This is a genomic window from Paucidesulfovibrio longus DSM 6739 (assembly GCF_000420485.1).
Classification (GTDB): domain Bacteria; phylum Desulfobacterota; class Desulfovibrionia; order Desulfovibrionales; family Desulfovibrionaceae; genus Paucidesulfovibrio; species Paucidesulfovibrio longus.
The window spans coordinates 225,855-243,856 of the sequence record NZ_ATVA01000012.1 but is presented as its reverse complement, the minus strand read 5'-3'; the positions used below and the strand labels follow the sequence as shown (position 1 = coordinate 243,856).

The following is an 18,002-nucleotide window of genomic DNA, read 5'->3' as shown; positions in this document are numbered from 1 at the left end:
ACAGGGAACAAACGGAGGAGAGTCATGGAATATTTTGAGATCGAGCACGACACGAGTGCCAAGATCAAGGTCATCGGCTGCGGCGGCGGCGGCGGAAACGCCGTGAACAACATGATCCAGTCCGCGCTCAAGGGCGTGGAGTTCATCGTCTGCAACACGGACAACCAGGACATTGAAAAAAGCCTGGCCGACACCAAGATCCACATCGGCCAGAAGCTGACCAAGGGGCTGGGCGCGGGCGCGAATCCCGAAGTGGGCCGCAACGCCGCCATGGAGAACATCGACGAGATCCGCCACGCCCTGGAAGGCGCGGACATGGTCTTCATCACCGCGGGCATGGGCGGCGGCACGGGCACGGGCGCGGCTCCGGTCGTGGCCGAGGTGGCCCGCGACCTGGGCGCCCTCACCGTGGGCGTGGTCACCAAGCCCTTCTTCTTCGAGGGCAAGCGCCGCCTGGGCGCCGCCGAAAACGGCATCCAGGCCCTCTCGGACGTGGTGGACTCCATCATCACCATTCCCAACGACCGCCTGCTCCAGCTCGCGGCCAAGAAGGCCTCGTTCACCGAAATGCTCAAGAAGGCGGACGAAGTGCTCTACTTCGCCACCAAGGGCATCGCGGACCTGATCACCGTGCACGGCCTGATCAACCTCGACTTCGCGGACGTCAAGGCCGTGATGTCCAATTCGGGCCTGGCCCTGATGGGCACCGGCTTCGCTTCCGGCGAGGGCCGCGCCAAGGAGGCCGCCCGCATGGCCATCACCTCCCCGCTGCTGGAGGACGTGTCCATCGAAGGCGCCAAGGGCGTGCTGATGAACATCACCTGCTCGCCGGACATGCTCATCGAGGAGGCCGCCGAGGCCGCCAACATCATCTCCAGCGAAGCGGACGAGGACGCCCAGATCTTCTTCGGCACGGTTTTCGACCCGGACGCCGGGGACGAGATGCGCATCACGGTCATCGCCACGGGCATCGAACAGGCCGCCAGCAAGGCCGAACGCGCCCAGTCCAAGCAGTCCCTGACCCTCGTCTCGGGCAAGCAGGTCGCCGAGCCCGCCGCGGGCAACGGCAAGCGCCGCGTGCACCGCTCCGTGCTGGGCCAGAACCGCAACGTTCCCGCCTACCTGCGCTACCGCGACGGCGGAGAGGACGAAATCATCGAGGAGGCTCCCAAGCGTGTTTCCCGCCGCGCGGCCATGGCCGGTCCGGGCGAGGAGCACTTCGTGTTCGACCAGGATGAGCTGGATATCCCGGCCTTCATCCGCAAGAACAGCGACTAGGAGCAAGGGTAGGGAAACGGGAACGCGAACATGCGCACCGACCGCCTGTATTACGGCGCGAGGGAGCCGGCTCCCCGGGAAACCGGCGGACGCTTGCCCACGGCCCTGGTGGTGCCCATGGAACGGCCCGTGGCCCTTTCGACCCTGGGGTGGCAGGCGGTCTATCGCCTGCTGGCCGACGATCCGGGCATGGCTCCGGAGCGCTGCTTCACCCTTGGGCGCGACGGCGAACCCGTCACCCTGGAAAGCGGTTCGCCGCTCTCCGGCTTCCCTGTGCTGGCGCTGAGCGTGAACTTCGAGGAGGATCTCCTCCACCTCCTCAGGGCGCTCAAGGCTGCGGGCGTTGCTCCCCGAAGGGAGCAACGCCCCGATTTTCCCCTGGTCCTGGTGGGAGGGCCGCTGGCGTTCATGAACCCGGCGCCCCTCGCCCCCATGGCCGACTGCTTTTTCGTGGGCGAGGCCGAAGCGGGAATGGCCGATGTCTTCGCCAAATTCCGCGAAGTCTGGCTCGCGGGCGGCACCAAGGACGCCATGCTCGACGCCGTGGCGGGGATGTCCGGAATCTATGCGCCGGGACGGTCCAAGACGCCTGTCCGCCGCGTGGTGGCGTCCGGGCCGAGCCTTGCCGACCCCGCATACTCCTGCTTCACGGGAAGCGACGCGGTCTTCCGCGACACCCTGCTGCTGGAGGCCAACCGGGGCTGCCCCTACGCCTGCCGCTTTTGCGCCGCCGGGTTCATCTACCGCCCGCCCCGGCAGGCCACCCTGGCGGAACTCCAGGATATCGTGGAGCAGACCGACCCGCCCAAGGTCGGACTCGTGGGCACGGCCCTCACGGATCTCCCCGACCTGCTGCCCTTCCTCACCTGGCTGCGCAGCCGGGGAACCAAATTTGCCCTCTCCTCCATCCGCGCGGACGGCGTTACCGAAGAACTGCTCTCCTTTCTGCGCCAATGCGGCATTCGGACCATCACTCTGGCCCTGGAAGGCCCGAGCCGCCGCCTGCGCCAAAGCGCCAGCAAGAAACTCGACGAAGCGGACTTCCTGAACGCCGTGGTCCTCTGCGCACGGCATGGGGTCAACCATCTTAAAAGCTATTGCATTCTCGGCTGGCCGGGCGAAACGGACGAGGACTACGAGGAACTTGGGGATTTTCTCGGACAGATCGCCCGCACGCGCGACGAAAACATCAAGCGCAAGAAGGAATTCATGCGCTTCACCCTGGGCACGAGCAGCCTCGTGCCCAAGCCGAACACCCCTTTTCAATGGGCTCCCATGGCCACGGAAGAGGCATTGGAAAACCGCCAGAAGATGCTTCGGGACATCGTCAAGCCGCTGAAAGGATTTCGGGTTGAGTCGGACAAGCCCTTCCAGGCCCGGCTCCAGGGGCTGCTGGCCCGCGGGGACGAGAGCCTCTTCGATTTCGTGGAACTGGCAGCGGAGAACGGCGGTTGGAAAAAGGCCCTGCGCCTCTGGGACGGCGACATGTCCGACTGGTTGGATCGGGAGCGCAGCTTTGACGACCCCCTGCCCTGGGATGTCATTGACATCGGTGTGACCAAAGCCCATCTCTGGGAAGAATGGCAACGATCCAAGCGCTTTGTAGCTTCGCCCGGCTGCCCGGACCACGGATGCGACGGCTGCCGCCGCTGCGGCATGGACGAATTTCTTTCCTGATTTTCCCTTCCGAACGACGGTCCCGAACCGGGAACGCGACCGCTCAGCCTCAGGTGAATCCCCCGCCTCCGCACCCCGCGCTTGCCGCGGCCGCGCCGCCGCCCGATGCGGAAGCATCGCCCAGGGAAAATCCGGAGAGCAGCCTTTCCGGGTCCGGCGCTCCGCACTCCGGGCAGGCCAGGGGCGCATCCCCCGGTCCGAGAACCAACTCCTCAAAGACCTTGCCGCACTTCTCGCAACGGTATTCGTAAATCGGCATACGCGTCCTCCATCGAGTTCATCTATTTCAAAATGAGCACGCCACCCGGATCGGTCAAGGCTCCTCACTCTGCACATGCTGCACGTTTATGTGCAATTTTTCGTGCAAATCATTGCACAATAAATCGCCGCAGAGCAAGCAACTCATCAGAATAAATGTGAATACAAATTATGGCACGCCCAATGCTTTATCCTGATCAACCGTCACACTTCGCAAACAGGCATGAGCCTGAAAACTCTTTTTCAACGATAATGGAGGATCCATGAGCAAGAAGACGACCATCGCATCCCTGACCGTCATCGCCGTCCTGGCCCTTTCGGCCATGGCTTTCGCCGGACAGGGCTGGCATCATGGCTACGGCATGATGAACGGCTACGGTCCCGGCTATGGCATGATGAACGGCTACGGCCCCGGTGCGCAGATCGCCCCGGAACAGCAGGAAGCGTTCCAGAAGATCTTCGACAAGCATCAGGAGAAGATGGAGAAGCTGCGCAACGAGATGTGGTCCAAGAACCTGGAACTGAACGCGCTCACCGAGAGCGGCAAGGCCGACAAGTCGGACATCCGCTCCCTGGTCGCCGAGATTTCCAAGGTCCGTGAAAAGATGCAGGTCGAGCGCGAGTCCTTCTACAACGACCTGGACGCCGCGGGCATCCAGCCCCAGTCCGGTCCCGGCTACGGCATGGGCAACGGCCGAGGCTACGGCATGATGAACGGCTACGGCCCGGGCAACGGCCCCTGCGGCTGGTAGCACAACAGCGTCGACGAAGCGTGGTTACTGCGGGCGGTCGGATTGGGGAAAGCTCCGACCGCCCTTTTCACTTCCAATCCTCAGGTTGACAGAGGCGGCGGTTGCGCGGAATATCGCAGAATCGGAATACCGAAACGCAACGGAGTACGTCCATGTTCCGCAAAACAGTCTCCCTGACAGGCTTTCTCTCCTTCGCGCTGCTGCTGCTCACCAGCGCGGTTCTCTATTATGAACCCCAGGGCCGCGTGGCATACTGGGCGGATTGGCGTTTCATGGGGCTTTCCAAGGACCAGTGGGACGCACTGCACCTGTCTCTCGGCATTCTTTTTCTTCTCAGCGGACTGGTGCACATCTGGTACAACTGGAAGTCCGTGACCAACTACATGCGCAACCGCGCCCGCGAACTCATCGTCCTGACCCCGCCTCTGGTGGCGGCCCTGGCCGTGACCCTCTATTTCACCTTCGGCGCGCTCTTCGGCCTTCCCGGAGTGCAGCAGCTTCTCGACTTCAGCGCCTGGCTCAAGAACGGCCATGTGGCGACCTACGGCAATCCGCCCTACGGACACGCGGAGCTGTCCAGCCTTGACGAGTTCGCGAAAAACATGGGAATTGATTCGGGCGCCGCCCTGGACGCGCTGAAGGCGCGGGGCATCAAAGCCGCTCCGGAAACGCCGCTCAAGGATATCGCGAAAGAGGCCGGGAAAAGCCCCCAGGACGTCTACGCGACGATCCGGGCGGCTCTTGGAGGCGACCCCTTCGAAGCGCTGCCCATCCGCCCGCCGGAAGGCACGGGCATGATGACCCTGGCGGAGATCTGCAACAGCTACGGCCTGCCCCAGGCCACGGCCACGGAACGCCTGCGCATGGCCGGCGTGGAAACCGACGCGGGAATGCCCTTCCGGGAATTGGCCGAAAAGAACGGCATGAACCCCAAAACGTTGTACGATATCCTGCGCACGGGCAAACGGCAGTAGCCGCGCCCGGCCAAGCGAGCATCAATGGAAGTCAAGGCGAAGCAAAACGAGCGCGGTCCCATCATCGCCGCGGTGCTGGCGCTCATCGTGCTGGGCCTGGGCAGCCTGTTTTTGACATGGCAGTCCATCAAGCACCAGCGCGCCGTGGTCGAGGAGCACATGGTTCTCTCCGGCCGCGTCATCGTGCGCGGGGTCGAGGCCAACCTCGTGCGCATCATGCGCTCGCTGCGCAACAATCCCGCCCTCTCGCAGATCTTCCCCTCCCTGGCCCAGGAACTCTTTCAGGAAATCACCGCCTCCGGCGAGGTGCTCTTCGTGGCGCTCTATGCTCCCGGCGGGCAGCTCCTTCTGGCCTCCACCCACGGCGACGTGGACATGGAGAAGCTGCTCCCGCGCGGGGCCTTCGACGCCCTGGACCAGCTCGGCCACTGGCACGGCATGGCCGTGTACGGCAAGCAGCAGGCCCTGGTCATCGGACTTCAGGCCCGGCCCGGCGTGGCCAGCGTCTGCGGCATCGGCCAGCCCGGCGGCGCAGCCCCCGCGCCGGACGACGGCCCCGACATGGACAACGGCATGATGGGTCCGGGCATGATGGGACCGGGCATGATGGAACCGGGCATGATGGGGCCGGGCGGGAACGCGGGCGGCGAACATCACGGCATGGGCCAGGGCAGAGGCCAGGGCAGAGGCCGCAACCGGCTCGGCCAGGCCCAAAGCGCGCCCGGCGACGAAACGCCCATCTATTTCGTGGCCGGTCTCAACGCCGAAAAGAACCTCGCCCAGTTCCACCTCTACCGCCGCGCCGCCCTGCTCCAGACCGGATACGTCTTTCTCGCCGCCGTGGTGCTCTGGTCCCTGGCCTTCGCCTACCTGCGCCGCCGCGACCAGGCCTCCCGCGTCGGCAGGCTGGAACGCTTCCAGTCCAAGCTGCTGGACAACATGCCCGACGGACTCGTGACCCTGGGCCTGGACGGCGAGATTCTGGCGGCCAACGGCTCGGCCCGCAGGCTGCTGACCCCCGTAGCCGCGCCGAGCCCCGAAGACGCGGACGCCCCGCGCCCCGATCCCGACGCCAAAGACGAGGCGGGCGGCGGAACCGGCGATGCCGAAAAATCGGAGCCGGGCGTGCTGGCCGGGCGGAATTGGAACGAGTTTCCCTTCGCCGACCTGCGCGACGGCATGGAATGGAAGCAATACGAATATCACAGCCGCCGCCTGGAAATGCTCTGCGTGCCCGTCCAGGACGCCCAGACCCCGCGCGAGGAAGGCGAGCCCGTGTTCGAGGAACGGCTGATCCTCATCCGCGACCGGACCAAGCTCAAGAGCCTGGAGGAAGACCTGGCCGAGGCGCGGCGGCTGGCCGCCATCGGTTCCCTGGCCGCGGGCGTGGCCCACGAGGTGCGCAACCCGCTCAGCTCCCTGCGCGGCTTCGCCCAGTTCTTCGCGGACAAGTTCAAGGGCAAGAAGCCCTTCGAGGACTATGCCGCCACCATGGTCCAGGAGGCCGACAGGCTCAACCGCGTGGTCACGGACCTGCTTTTCCTGGCGCGGCCCCGGCGGCTGGCCCCGGTGCGCGTGGATCTCGCCGAGACCGCGGCCGGGCTGGAGCGGCTGATGCGCTTCGACCTGGAACACAAGCATGTGCGGCCGCTGCTCGACATCCAGGCCGACACCGTGCTGGCAGACCCGGACGCGCTCAAGCAGGTGCTGCTCAACCTCGTGACCAACTCCCTGGACGCCCTGCCCGAAGAGAACGGCCTCGTGCGCATTTCCTCGCGCAAGGACAAGGACGGAACCTGGGTGGCGGTCGAGGACAACGGTCCCGGAATCCCGGCCGAGCAGCGCGAACAGGCCCTGGAGCCGTTCTTCACCAGCAAGAAGAAAGGCACGGGCCTGGGACTGGCCATCGTGAACAACATCATGCGCGCCCATCGCGGACGCGCGCTCATCGAAGACAGTCCGGAAGGCGGGGCCGCAGTGCGGCTCTTCTTCCCCGACACCCCGAACCGGACGGAAAAAGCGGACGAAGATGCAGGCGAATAAGAGAACCGTACTGGTCGTGGACGACGAACCGGGCCATCGCCAGATGGTCCGGGCCGTGCTGGAAGTCACGGGCTGGCGCGTGCTGGAGGCCGACTCCGGCGAAGCCGCCCTGGACGTGCTCTCCCGCGAGACGCCCCACACCGCCCTGGTGGACATGCGCATGCCCGGCATGGACGGGCTCACGCTCCTGCGCGAAATCCACGCCCGGATGCCCGGCCTGCCCGTGGTCCTGCTGACCGCCTTCGGCAGCGTGGGCTCGGCGGTGGAGGCCATGAAAAAAGGCGCCTACGACTACCTGACCAAGCCCGCGGACAACGAGGAACTCAAGGCCGTGCTCCAGAAATGCTGGGAGTACAGCCGCCTGCTTTCGGAAAACGCCCGCCTGCGCAAGGAGGCCGAAGCGGGCAGCGAGGCCCGCCAGCTCATCGGAGCCACTCCGGGCATGCACCAGGTCCGGGAGCTCATCGAGCAGGCCGGGCCGAGCGAAGCCTCGGTGCTCGTGCTGGGCGAGTCCGGCACGGGCAAGGAACTGGTGGCCGAGGGGCTGCACCGCGCGTCCATGCGCGCCGGACGGTCGCTGATCAAGGTCAACTGCGCGGCCCTGCCCGCCGACCTTCTCGAATCCGAACTGTTCGGCTACGTCAAGGGAGCCTTCACCGGCGCGGTCAAGGACAAGCCGGGCCGCTTCCAGCTCGCCAACCACGGCACCCTCTTCCTGGACGAGATCGGGGAGATGCCCGCCGCGCTCCAGGCCAAGCTGCTGCGCGCGCTTCAGGAGAAGACCATCGAGCCGCTGGGCGGGGTCGAGGTGGTCACGGTGGACGTGCGCATCATCGCGGCCACGAACCGCGACCTTCAGGAGGAAATCAGGGCCGGACGCTTTCGCGAGGATCTCTACTACCGTCTCGCCGTGCTGGAAATCCGCATCCCGCCCCTGCGCGAGCGCGTGGCCGACCTGCCCCTGCTCGTCTCCCACCTGCTGCGCAAGCTCGGCAAGAAGAACAACAAGTCCGTGCGCACGGTTTCCCCCGCCTTTCTGGACGCGCTTTCCGGCTACGGCTGGCCCGGCAACGTCCGCGAGCTGGAAAACGTGCTTGAGCGCGCCCTGATCCTCTCCCGCTCGGACGAGCTGGGCCCGGACCTGCTCCCGCCGCAAATCTCCGGCGCTTCGGAGTGCGAGCCCGCAAGCCCGCCGCCCCCGGACAACAGCCACGCCCTGGAGGACGCCGAGCGCGAGGCCATCGTCCACGCCCTCGACCAGCACAACGGCCACCGCGAGCGCACGGCCGACGCGCTGGGCATTTCGCGGCGCACGCTCCAGTACAAGCTCAAGAAGTACGGATTAACGCGCAGATAGTCGCGCAGATAAGCGCGCACCTGGGCACGCACCTGGGCACGCACCTGGGCACGGAGAGGACGCGGACGCCCGGCAGCCGGGCCTCGGCCGCTTCAGCAGGTGAAGAGATGCACGCTTGGCCGCCCGGACACGGCCGGGTCGCCGGAAAGCAGCGCGCGCACGTTGGCGCGGAAGTCGTCCAGGCAGGCTCCCCGCGTCAGCTTCGGCAGCATGTCGTGTCCGTACCGGAAGTTGGCCGCCAGATAGACCGCATATTTCTTCCAGCGCTTCAAGGCCCGTTGCGGGTCGAAGTGCTCTTCCAGGGCGTCCAGCAGGGCCAGGGCCGTTTCGCGGTACACCTCCGGCCCGAACGACGCGCCCAGCCCCCACTCCGCGAAGAGCCACGGACGCGCCACGGCCATGCGCCCCACGCTCACGCCCGCGCAGCCCGTCTCCTCGAACATCCGCAGGCAGTCCCCCGCGGTCTGGACGTTGCCGTTGCCGAACACGGGCACGCCCACGGCCTCGGCCACGAGCCGGATGTGCGCCCAGACCGGAGGCCGGGTGCGGCGGTCCGGAGCCACGCGCGGATGAAAGACCAGGGCGTCCGCTCCGGCGTCGGCCAGAAGCCGGGCCATGTCGCAGGCCGGGCCTGGATCCGGGCTCCAGCCCGTGCGGAACTTGACCAGCACGGGCATTTCCGGGTCCGCGGCGTCCACGGCGGCGCGCACCTCCCGGACCACGGCAACGGCTTTTTCCGGCGCGCGCAGCAGGGCCGCGCCCGCGCCGCGCTTGGTCATGGCCGAGGCCGAACAGCCCATGTTCACGTCCACGCCGAAAAAGCCTTCGCGGGCGACGCGGCCTGCGGCCAGGGCCATCTCAGCCGGGTCCGCCCCGGAAATCTGGATGACCAGGGAATCGGCTTCCTCGTCCCGCCAGCGGAAATTCGGCGAAGACTTGCGATTCTCCGTATCCAGGCCCCGCGCCGTGCACATCTCGCTGAAAAGCAGCCCGCAGCCGCCGAACCCGGCGAGCACGCGCCGGAAAGCCACGTGGCCCAGCCCGGCCATGGGCGCGAGCCAGAGCCGCCCGGAAGCCGTCCGGCCCCGCAGCGGCAGCGGCCGCGCCAGCAGCGCGCGCAGTCGTTCCCGTTGTTCTTCGGTCATGCGTCCTTCCCGCCCGGCCGCGCCGGGACGGACAAGCGGATATCCCGGTCCGCTCCGTTTGACAAGCCGCACGCAAGTCATTAGTTCCAGCACATCCCTATCATGGAGGCAGACATGGACATCAAGGAACAGGTGGAAGCCGCGCTGGACAAGATCCGGCCCGTTCTGCAGAACGACGGCGGCAACGTGGAACTGATCGAAGTGACCGACAACGGCGTGGTCAAGGTGCGGCTCCAGGGAGCCTGCCACGGCTGCCCCATGTCGCAGATGACCCTCAAGCACGGCATCGAGCGGGTCATTCTCAAGGAAATCCCCTCGGTCAAAAGCGTCGAGGCGGTTTAATATTTTCGGCGGGCTTCGGCCCGCCTGCGGGAACATTTTCCCCCACCGAAGCGCGCACCGGGCAATCCCGCGCCGCGCCGCTTCGTCCGGCGCGCCCGCGCCCGCGCCCCATGCACAACGAAAGGAGCTGAGCAATGTCCGAGATCGTCACCAGGTTCGCGCCCAGTCCCACGGGATATCTGCACATCGGCGGCGCGCGCACCGCGCTGTTTTCCTACCTGCTGGCCAAGAGCCTCGGCGGCAGATTTCTTCTGCGCATCGAGGACACGGACCTTGAACGCTCCACTCCGGAAGCCACCCAGGCCATCCTGGACGCCATGCAGTGGCTGGAGCTGGGCTCGGACGGCGAGATCGTCTACCAGCAGGCCCGCGCCGCGCGCCACAACGAGGTCATCGACCAGCTCGTAGCCGCAGGGCAGGCCTATTACTGCGAGTGCAGCAAGGAGCAGGTGGACGCCATGCGCGAGAAGGCCCGCGCCGAAGGCAAAAAGCCCAAGTACGACGGCACCTGCCGCGAACGGAATCTCGGCCCCGGCGAGGGCCGCGTGGTGCGGATCAAGACCCCGCTGGACGGCTCCGTGGCCTTCAAGGACATGGTCAAAGGCCCCATCGCCGTGGCCTGCGAGGAAATGGACGACATGATCCTGCGCCGCTCGGACGGCTCGCCCACCTACAACCTCGCCGTGGTGGTGGACGACCACGACATGGGCGTGACCCACGTTCTGCGCGGCGACGACCACGTCAACAACACTCCCCGCCAGATCCTGATCTACCGGGCCATGGGCTGGGACGTGCCGCAGTTCGGCCACGTGCCCATGATCCTCGGTCCGGACAAGAAGAAGCTCTCCAAGCGCCACGGCGCGCTCTCGGTCATGGAATACGAGAAGATGGGCTACCTGCCCGAGGCCGTGGTCAACTACCTGGCCCGGCTGGGCTGGAGCCACGGCGACCAGGAGATCTTCAGCCGCAAGGAGCTGGTCGAGTGCTTCAGCGTGGACAACCTGGGCAACTCGCCCTCGGTTTTCGACGTGCAGAAGCTGGAATGGCTCAACGCCCAATACATCATGCAGGCCGACCCGGACCGGCTCGCCGGGCTGGTCATGGACGTGATCCGCTGGGAAGTGGGCGAGGAAGAGGCCGCGAACGTGGACCAGGCCGTGCTGCGCAAGGCGCTGCCCCTGCTCCAGCCCCGCGCCAAGACCCTTGTGGAGCTGGCCGAGGCCAGCCGCTTCTTCCTCGTGGACGCCGGTTTCCTGCAATACGACGAGAACGCCGTGCAGAAGTTCCTCACCAGCGAGAGCATTTCCCTCCTGACCGAATACGCCGCCATCCTGCGCGGCCTGGACGAGTTCAGCGAGGAGAAGCTGGAGAGCGCGACCAAGAAATTCATCGAGGACCGCGGCCTCAAGTTCAAGGCCCTGGCCCAGCCCATCCGCGTGGCCATCACCGGCCGCACGGCCAGTCCCGGATTGTTCGAGACCATGCACGTGCTCGGCAGGAGCCAGACCCTGGCCCGGCTCGAACGGGTGCAGGACTTCGGGCTCTAGGTTCCGGGCTCTCGCCGTATTCTCGGCTCCGGCTCGGCGTTTTATCGCAAGAATACAACCGCCCGGCGTCCAAACGGATGCCGGGCGGTTTCGCGTCCGCAGGACCAGGCGCCCCGCAGCGGGACGCCGAGCCGAAGCCTCAGGCTTCGGACTTCGCGCGCATGGCCCGTGAAATCGCCGCCTGCAAGGCTTCCACGCTCACAGGCTTGGAAACGTAGTCGTCCATGCCTGATTCCAAAAACCGCTCCCGATCCTCGCTCATGGCGTAGGCGGTCATGGCGATGACGGGAATCCCGGCATTGGCCCGGTATTCAGGCTCCGTCCGCAGCAGCCGGACCGCCTCCACGCCGTCCATGACCGGCATCTGGATGTCCATGAGCACCAGGTCGAAGCGGCGCTCCCGGAGCGTCTCCAGGGCGGCCAGCCCGTCCTCGACCGCGTTCACCTCGTGTCCTGCCCGCTGCAGCTGGCGCGCCACAGCCAGGGAGCTGACCCGGTCGTCCTCCGCCAGCAGGATGCGAAGCCCGCGCGGCGACTCCTCCTCGATCCGCTGGGAATGCGTGCGCTTTTCCTGGCCGGCCTTGCCGAAAAGAACGCTGAAATAAAACGCGCTGCCCCTGCCCGGTTCGCTTTCCACGTGAATGCCGCCGCCCATGAGCGAAACGAGCTTCCTGCAGATGGACAGGCCGAGTCCCGCCCCCTGGTATTGCCGCTGGTAGCCCTTGCCTGCCTGGGTGAAGGGCTCGAACAGCTTGTCGCGCAGGTCTTCGGCGATGCCCGGTCCCGTGTCCCGGACGCAGAAAAGGATTCTGACCTTGTCCGGCGTCCCTGTCGGAAGCGGGGCAGCCTCGATCTCCACGCTCCCGGACTCGGTAAATTTGAACGCATTGCCGAGCAGGTTCGTGAAGACCTGCTGCAACCGGGTGGCGTCGCCCACGACCCGGCGCGGCAGCGAGGGATCGACGCGCCGACGCAGTTCAACGCCGGTTCGGGCCGAGGTGGGGCGAAAGAGGTCTTCGACCTGGTTCAGGATTTCCAGGAGATCGAAAGACTCCGGCTGGATCTGCATCTTGCCCGCCTCGACCCGGGAGATGTCCAGGATGTCCGAGAGCAGACGGGTCAGGCGCATGATGGACTGGATGGCCATCTCGTCATATTCCATCTGCTCCTCGTCCAGGTCCGTGCCGCCCAGAAGCTGCAACATGCCCAGCACGCCGTTGAGCGGGGTCCGCAACTCGTGGCTCATGTTCGCGAGAAACTCGGATTTGGCCCGATTGGCGTTCTCGGCGGCCTCCTTGGCCAGGGTCAGCTCCTGCTCGGCCCGCTTGCGCGCGGTGATGTCCGTGTGCGTGCCCACCATGCGCGTGGCCCTGCCAGCGGAATCGCGGTCCACGGCCCTGCCGCGCGAGGATATCCAAAGCCACTCCCCGCTCTTGGTCCGCATCCGGAATTCGATCTCGAATTCGTCCAGGCGGTTTTCCAGACAATCGACGTAGACCTGGAAAACGGCATCCCTTTCGTCCGGGTGCACCCGTTTCAGCCAGGAATCCACCGTGGGCGCGATCTCGTCCTGCAGATAGCCGAGCATGGAGGAATATCCCGGACTGTAGTAGATCTGCCCGCTGACGGCGTTCCAGTCCCAGAGCCCGTCCTTGCTGGCTTCCATGGCCAGCTGAAAGCGCTCCTCGCTGTGGCGCAGGGCCTGCTCCGTGCGCAGCCTGCCGAGCCGGTTGACCATCAGTCCGCCGAGCAGTGCCGTGCCGATCGGATAGATGAGCATGACCGGCAGGCCGATTCCGGCGAGCACGTGCCGGGCCACCTCCCAGGGCAGGGTCAGCATCAGGGCGAGCATGACCACATGGACCAGCAGGCCGAAGCAATACAGCTCCCCCCAGCCCGAACAGGACAGGGGTTCCTTTTTCATGTGCCGCCAGATCAGGCCGACCGCGCCCGAAGCCGCGATCACGAGCACGCCGGTCAACGCGCCCAGGCCGCCCTGATAAAACCGCAGAACCGCGGTCGCCGCGACCACGATCACCGTCGGAATGGTGCCGAAGAACAGGCCGACCACGCTGATGAGGATGGAGCGCGTGTCAAAGACCACGCCGGGCAGGAACTGCCAGGTGGAGAGCATCACGGCCAGCCCGATGACGGCCAGGGCGAGGCCGATGCCGATCTGCGAATGCAGGGGCTTCCGGACCTCCCAGCGCGACGCGCTGACGTCGAACAGCAGGGCTGCGGCCAGGAGCAGGGAGGCGTTCTGGAACAATCCCAAAAAAGACTGCATATTCATCATATTGCTTCCGAAACGATCAAGAAAAACATGAATCGATCCCCGGAGTCATTCGCCCAGGGCTGCAACCGTCCGAGGCTTCAATCCTTCAGAGCGTCCAGCGCAAGCACCACGGACTCGCGGATGAATTCGCGGCAACGTTCGTAGGCGTCGATCTCCTTGTAACGTTCCCGGCCCTCCGCCGTGGTCAGGTCGCAGCCGCACAGCGTCGTGCAGTCCGTCGCGCCGAAACGCTCCGCGAACCCGCGGACCACCTCCTGGACGCGCCCGTAATTATCGCCCAGTTCTTCAAGGGATTCGTCCGTGTGCGCGGGGTCGTTGCGCCCGGTGCAGAGGTTCACGCCGAGCACCGCGCCCATGAGCGCGCCGCAGGGGCCTCCCGTCCTTGCCAGTCCGGAGCAGAATCCCGTGGCGATGCGGGGAACCAGGGGAGAGACGACGCCTTTCTCCCGGGCCACGCTCCCAAGGACCGCCTCGGCGCAGAGGGGGCCGCTTCCGAACGAACGCGCCGCGTCCTCGGCGGCCTGCTTTCTCGTCATTGCCTTTCTCCTTTGCGGATCAATCCCGCCGTAGCCCGCATGATGCTCAGTCGCCCGCTCCAAGTTCGCGCACCAGTTCCTCCAGGGCCTGGGCCAAATCCGGGATCAGCTCTTTTGCCCGCTCCGGATTTCCCGCATGCAGCGCGTTCTCGACCAGACGCGCCCGCTCGCAGCACGCCTCCCCGCCGATCATGGCGCAATTTCCCTTGAGGGAGTGCGCCTCCAGCACGGCAGCGGAACGGTTTCCGCATTCGAGCGCGCTGCGCAGCCGTTGCAGCTTGCCCTCCCAGCTGCCAAGAAAGACCTCGCAGACCTCGCGGTAGAGCTTGCGGTTTCCGTCCATCCGCTCCAGGGCCATGGATTGGCCGGAAAGCGGTTCGCACACGGCGGTTCGGGCCTCTCCCGGATGCTCGGCCGGAGCCGGATCCAGCATTTCCGCTTCCGAATTGGGGTTTCCGAGCAGAATCGCCAGCCGCTTGAACGAAATGGGCTTGGGCAGATACTCGTCCATGCCCCCGGCCAGGCACTTTTCCCGGTAGCCGCGCAGGGCGTGGGCGGTCATGGCGACCACGGGAAGGTTGCGGGCGGACTCGCCTCCCTCTCCGGCCCGGATGCGGCGCGTGGTTTCGAACCCGTCGATGCCGGGCATTTCCACGTCCATGAGGACCACGTCGAACGCTTCGGATCGCAGCCGCTCCAAGGCGGCGAGCCCTCCCCCCACCGCTGCGGACGCGTGGCCGAGCCGTTCCAGAAGCGCCTGGGCCACGATCACGTTCTCCGGGTTGTCCTCCACCAGGAGAACGCGCAGATTCTTGCTGCGCAGGCCGAAGAGGCAGCTGGCGCGGTAAGGCTCCCCGGACGATGGCGCCTCCTCCTCGCAGGCGGGGCCGCCCACGCGCAGAGACAGCCGGAAATGGAAGCTGCTGCCTTGTCCCGGAACGCTCTCGACCTTGACCTCCCCGCCCATCATGGACACGAGCTGACGGCAGATGGTCAGCCCCAGTCCGGTGCCTCCGTAGCGCCGGGTGATGGAATCGTCGGCCTGGGTGAAGAGCTCGAAAATGTCGCGCACCCGCGACTCGGCGATGCCCACGCCCGTGTCGCTGACCCGGAACTCCACCGCCACGGCATCCTTGGGCTGGTCCTGTTCCGTCTGCGCCTTCCGCACGGTCAGGCGCACCTCGCCCTGCTCCGTGAACTTGATGGCGTTGCCCACGAGGTTGACCAGAACCTGCCGGAGCCGCACCGGGTCCGCGCACACCCATTGCGGCAGGCCGGGGTCCACTTCCAGCCTCAGCCCGACGCCCTTTTTCTGCACCTGCGCGTCGAAGATTCGGACCACGGAACGCAGCAGCGCACGCAGTTCCATGTTCTCCTCGTGTATCTCCAGCCTGCCCGCCTCGATGCGCGAAAAATCCAAAATTCCGTCGATGAGCCCGAGCAGGTGCGCGGCGGCTTCGCGGACCACCGCCAGATAGCCCCGCTTCTTGGGATCATCCATTCCGATCATGGCCAATTCGTTCATGTTGATGATGGCGTTCATGGGAGTCCGGATCTCGTGGCTCATCTTGGCCAGGAACTCGCTCTTGGCCCGGCTGGCCCGTTCGGCCTCCTCCTTGGCCCGCAGCAGTTCCTGCTCCCAGCGTGCGCGCTGGGCCGCCAGGGCCAGCAGGGAAGAAAGCCTGCGGGCCATGCGCAGGTGCCGTTCCCGAAACCCGCCGTCCACGTTGGCGAGGTTGATCATGCCCACCAGCTCGTCGCCGATGAGGGCGGGGGCCGCCATGAAGTTCTCGATGGGCACGTGCCCCTCCGGAACGCCTGCGGACTGCGGATGCGCCGAGGGGTTGTTCGCCACCACGGGATGCCTCGTCTTCATGGCCCAGCCCCAGAGACCGCAAGGCTTCTCGAAAACCCGGCTCTTGTCCGGAATCTCGCAGGCCTCCCAGATGTCGTCGGTCATGGTCGGGCAATCCAGGCTGCCGTCCTTGGGATTCACCAGCCCCACGAACCCGAAGCGCGCTCCGGTCACCTCCTGGGCCGTCTTCAGGACAAGGTTCGCGATCTTGCCGATGTCCGCCTTGTCGAGCAGTTCGCGGGCCAGGCTGGCCACGGCGATGTCCATGCGCCGCTGGGCCTTGAGTTCCCGTTCGGCCCGGCGCGTCTCGGTTTCGTCCAGCACGGCGCCGTGGTGCATCATGGTCCCGTCGGGCTCCCACTCCATCTCGCCCCAGCAGCGCAGATGCCGGACTTCCCCGTCCGTCCGCACGATGCGGAACTCGTAAACATACGGTTCCGGCCTGGCCCTTGCGCGCATGGCCTCGAACACGGGAACGAGCTTGTGGTCGTCGGGATGCAGATGCCTGAGCAGCAGCTCCATGCCGGGCTCCGCCTGGTCCGGCTCGTAGCCGAATATCCGCAGCAGCTGATCGGACCAGTAGCCTTCGCCTGTGGAAAAATTGCGGCGGTAGCTGCCCATGTTCGCCATGCGCTGGGCGCGAAGCAGGTCCATGCTGCCCCGGCGCAGATCCAGCTCCACCCGCTTGCGGACGCTGATGTCCCGGACGATGGCCCAATAGCCGCAGGGCTCCCCGCCCGCCCCCACGGAAAGATGCGTACGCAGGGCCACAGGCACGATCGCGCCGTCCTTGCGCAGATATTCCTTCTCGTAGACGCTCGAAAAGCCCCGCACGTCCACTTCCTCGCGCAGGATGCGGGCCTCCTCCCGCCGCCAGCGTTCCGGCGTGAGCGCGTCGTGGCTCAGGCCGCGCAGCTCCTCGTCCGTGTACCCGACCAGGTCGCGGAAGGCGTCGTTCCATTCGCGCAGGCCGCCCAGCCCGTCCACGGCCAGAAAGGCGTCCTGCATGTTCCGGGTCAGCTGCCGGAAACGCTGGCGGGAGTCGCGCAATTCCCTCTGGGCGGCGACCTGCCGGGTCATGTCGCGGGACACGCCCAGGAGCGCCGTAATCTTGCCCAAACCGTCGCGGATGGGGCTGAAACAGACTTCCCAATGCCGCACGCTGCCGTCCTGGTGCGCGAGTTCGCCCTCGAAGCGGGCCGTTTCCCCGGCGCGGGCGCGGTCAAGGGCCTGGCGGGCCAGCGGCAGCGCCGGGTTGTCCGTCCAGAAGGATTCGTACGGCAGGCCGAGCACCTGATCCCCGGATTCCAGGCCGAGGAGCCGAAGCCCGCCCGCGCTGAGGAACACGAGAACGCCTTCGAGGCTTACGACCTTGATGCAGTTGGGGCTGGATTCGATGATGCTGCGGCTGAAGGCTTCGCTGCGCTCCAGGGCTTCGCGGCCGGTGCGCAGGTCGGTGATGTCCTCCACCGCCAGGGAAACCATGGAGTCGCCGGTTTCCCCAGACATGGGCGCAAGGGAAAGCCTGGCCCAGAAGATCGAGGAATCCCTGCGGCGGAGCCTGGCCTCGAAGCTTCGTCCTTCCGGTTCCGAATCCCGCGCGGACAGCCGCAATGCCAGGCTCCCCCCGCCTTCGACCATGAAATTGCAAAACCGTTGGCCGAGCAGGCTTTCCTGCACGTGTCCGAGGCAGCGCAGCAACTGATTGTTGGCGTGCAGAACGCGCCCTTCCGCGTCCAGGATGGCCGCGCCCATGGGTGCGTCGCGAAAGAACAGGCGGAAAGGATCGGCCGGGCCCTGCTCGTTTCTGTCTGGCATTTGATCCCCCTGTCAACAGCGGTGCGTCAGCGTGGTCAGCCAATTTACAGTTTAAAGGAAAAGCGCGAAGGAGGAAAGGCGGGTGCCATGAAGGCGGGGAAAGTCACGAAGAAAAAAAACCAAA

The 18,002-nt window shown here is 66.1% G+C and carries 13 protein-coding genes; 8 read left to right on the top strand and 5 right to left on the bottom strand.

Annotation, left to right across the window (positions count from 1 at the left end; all coding sequences use genetic code 11):
* Positions 1-24: 24 nt before the first annotated feature.
* Entirely contained in the window at positions 25-1,278 is a 1,254-nt protein-coding gene (gene ftsZ, locus G452_RS0105765) for a cell division protein FtsZ (protein WP_022661313.1), read from the top strand.
* Positions 1,279-1,308: 30 nt separating this feature from the next.
* Positions 1,309-2,955 (top strand): radical SAM protein, encoded by a 1,647-nt coding sequence (locus G452_RS0105760; protein WP_022661312.1) that lies wholly within the window; start codon positions 1,309-1,311, stop codon positions 2,953-2,955.
* A gap of 49 nt (positions 2,956-3,004) precedes the next feature.
* Here G452_RS0105760 and G452_RS0105755 read toward each other — a convergent pair whose 3' ends face one another.
* A complete protein-coding gene (locus tag G452_RS0105755) occupies positions 3,005-3,214 on the bottom strand; it encodes an FmdB family zinc ribbon protein (RefSeq protein WP_022661311.1) in 210 nt (69 codons plus the stop codon).
* A gap of 262 nt (positions 3,215-3,476) precedes the next feature.
* Here G452_RS0105755 and G452_RS20460 point away from each other — a divergent pair, with 262 nt between their 5' ends.
* The 4 genes from G452_RS20460 (at position 3,477) to G452_RS0105735 (ending at position 8,339) form a co-directional block, all read left to right on the top strand.
* Positions 3,477-3,965 carry a Spy/CpxP family protein refolding chaperone gene (locus G452_RS20460; protein WP_022661310.1) on the top strand — a complete coding sequence of 163 codons (489 nt, stop codon included), beginning with the start codon at positions 3,477-3,479 and terminating at the stop codon, positions 3,963-3,965.
* Between the two features lie 152 nt (positions 3,966-4,117).
* Positions 4,118-4,939, top strand: a complete 822-nt coding sequence (locus G452_RS0105745; RefSeq protein WP_022661309.1) for a DUF4405 domain-containing protein — start codon at positions 4,118-4,120, stop codon at positions 4,937-4,939.
* Positions 4,940-4,963: 24 nt separating this feature from the next.
* Positions 4,964-6,982 carry a sensor histidine kinase gene (locus G452_RS18235; protein WP_022661308.1) on the top strand — a complete coding sequence of 673 codons (2,019 nt, stop codon included), beginning with the start codon at positions 4,964-4,966 and terminating at the stop codon, positions 6,980-6,982.
* Entirely contained in the window at positions 6,969-8,339 is a 1,371-nt protein-coding gene (locus tag G452_RS0105735) for a sigma-54-dependent transcriptional regulator (RefSeq protein WP_022661307.1), read from the top strand. The genes G452_RS18235 and G452_RS0105735 overlap by 14 nt, the downstream gene beginning before the upstream one ends.
* A 92-nt stretch (positions 8,340-8,431) precedes the next feature.
* Here G452_RS0105735 and G452_RS0105730 read toward each other — a convergent pair whose 3' ends face one another.
* The gene (locus G452_RS0105730; protein ID WP_022661306.1) at positions 8,432-9,484 is read right to left on the bottom strand and encodes a tRNA dihydrouridine synthase; all 1,053 of its coding nucleotides are present in this window, start codon (positions 9,482-9,484) and stop codon (positions 8,432-8,434) included.
* A 120-nt stretch (positions 9,485-9,604) separates the two neighbouring features.
* Here G452_RS0105730 and G452_RS0105725 point away from each other — a divergent pair, with 120 nt between their 5' ends.
* Together G452_RS0105725 and gltX are read left to right on the top strand one after the other, a co-directional pair.
* Positions 9,605-9,826 (top strand): NifU family protein, encoded by a 222-nt coding sequence (locus G452_RS0105725; RefSeq protein ID WP_027189046.1) that lies wholly within the window; start codon positions 9,605-9,607, stop codon positions 9,824-9,826.
* 134 nt (positions 9,827-9,960) lie between these two features.
* A complete protein-coding gene (gene gltX, locus G452_RS0105720) occupies positions 9,961-11,373 on the top strand; it encodes a glutamate--tRNA ligase (RefSeq protein ID WP_022661304.1) in 1,413 nt (470 codons plus the stop codon).
* A gap of 139 nt (positions 11,374-11,512) precedes the next feature.
* Here gltX and G452_RS18230 read toward each other — a convergent pair whose 3' ends face one another.
* The 3 genes from G452_RS18230 to G452_RS20455 form a co-directional block, all read right to left on the bottom strand.
* Positions 11,513-13,669, bottom strand: coding sequence for an ATP-binding protein (locus G452_RS18230; protein WP_022661303.1), 2,157 nt, complete (start codon positions 13,667-13,669; stop codon positions 11,513-11,515).
* A 77-nt stretch (positions 13,670-13,746) separates the two neighbouring features.
* Positions 13,747-14,205, bottom strand: a complete 459-nt coding sequence (locus G452_RS18225; RefSeq protein ID WP_022661302.1) for a C-GCAxxG-C-C family protein — start codon at positions 14,203-14,205, stop codon at positions 13,747-13,749.
* A gap of 46 nt (positions 14,206-14,251) precedes the next feature.
* On the bottom strand, positions 14,252-17,878 hold the full coding sequence (locus G452_RS20455; protein ID WP_022661301.1) for a PAS domain S-box protein: 3,627 nt from the start codon (positions 17,876-17,878) through the stop codon (positions 14,252-14,254).
* Positions 17,879-18,002: the final 124 nt, after the last annotated feature.

Coding starts and splice junctions, on each gene's coding strand:
- ftsZ (WP_022661313.1), top strand. CDS start 25: ATGGAATATTTTGAGATCGAGCACGACACGAGTGCCAAGATCAAGGTC.
- G452_RS0105760 (WP_022661312.1), top strand. CDS start 1,309: ATGCGCACCGACCGCCTGTATTACGGCGCGAGGGAGCCGGCTCCCCGG.
- G452_RS0105755 (WP_022661311.1), bottom strand. CDS start 3,214: ATGCCGATTTACGAATACCGTTGCGAGAAGTGCGGCAAGGTCTTTGAG.
- G452_RS20460 (WP_022661310.1), top strand. CDS start 3,477: ATGAGCAAGAAGACGACCATCGCATCCCTGACCGTCATCGCCGTCCTG.
- G452_RS0105745 (WP_022661309.1), top strand. CDS start 4,118: ATGTTCCGCAAAACAGTCTCCCTGACAGGCTTTCTCTCCTTCGCGCTG.
- G452_RS18235 (WP_022661308.1), top strand. CDS start 4,964: ATGGAAGTCAAGGCGAAGCAAAACGAGCGCGGTCCCATCATCGCCGCG.
- G452_RS0105735 (WP_022661307.1), top strand. CDS start 6,969: ATGCAGGCGAATAAGAGAACCGTACTGGTCGTGGACGACGAACCGGGC.
- G452_RS0105730 (WP_022661306.1), bottom strand. CDS start 9,484: ATGACCGAAGAACAACGGGAACGACTGCGCGCGCTGCTGGCGCGGCCG.
- gltX (WP_022661304.1), top strand. CDS start 9,961: ATGTCCGAGATCGTCACCAGGTTCGCGCCCAGTCCCACGGGATATCTG.
- G452_RS18230 (WP_022661303.1), bottom strand. CDS start 13,669: ATGATGAATATGCAGTCTTTTTTGGGATTGTTCCAGAACGCCTCCCTG.
- G452_RS18225 (WP_022661302.1), bottom strand. CDS start 14,205: ATGACGAGAAAGCAGGCCGCCGAGGACGCGGCGCGTTCGTTCGGAAGC.
- G452_RS20455 (WP_022661301.1), bottom strand. CDS start 17,878: ATGCCAGACAGAAACGAGCAGGGCCCGGCCGATCCTTTCCGCCTGTTC.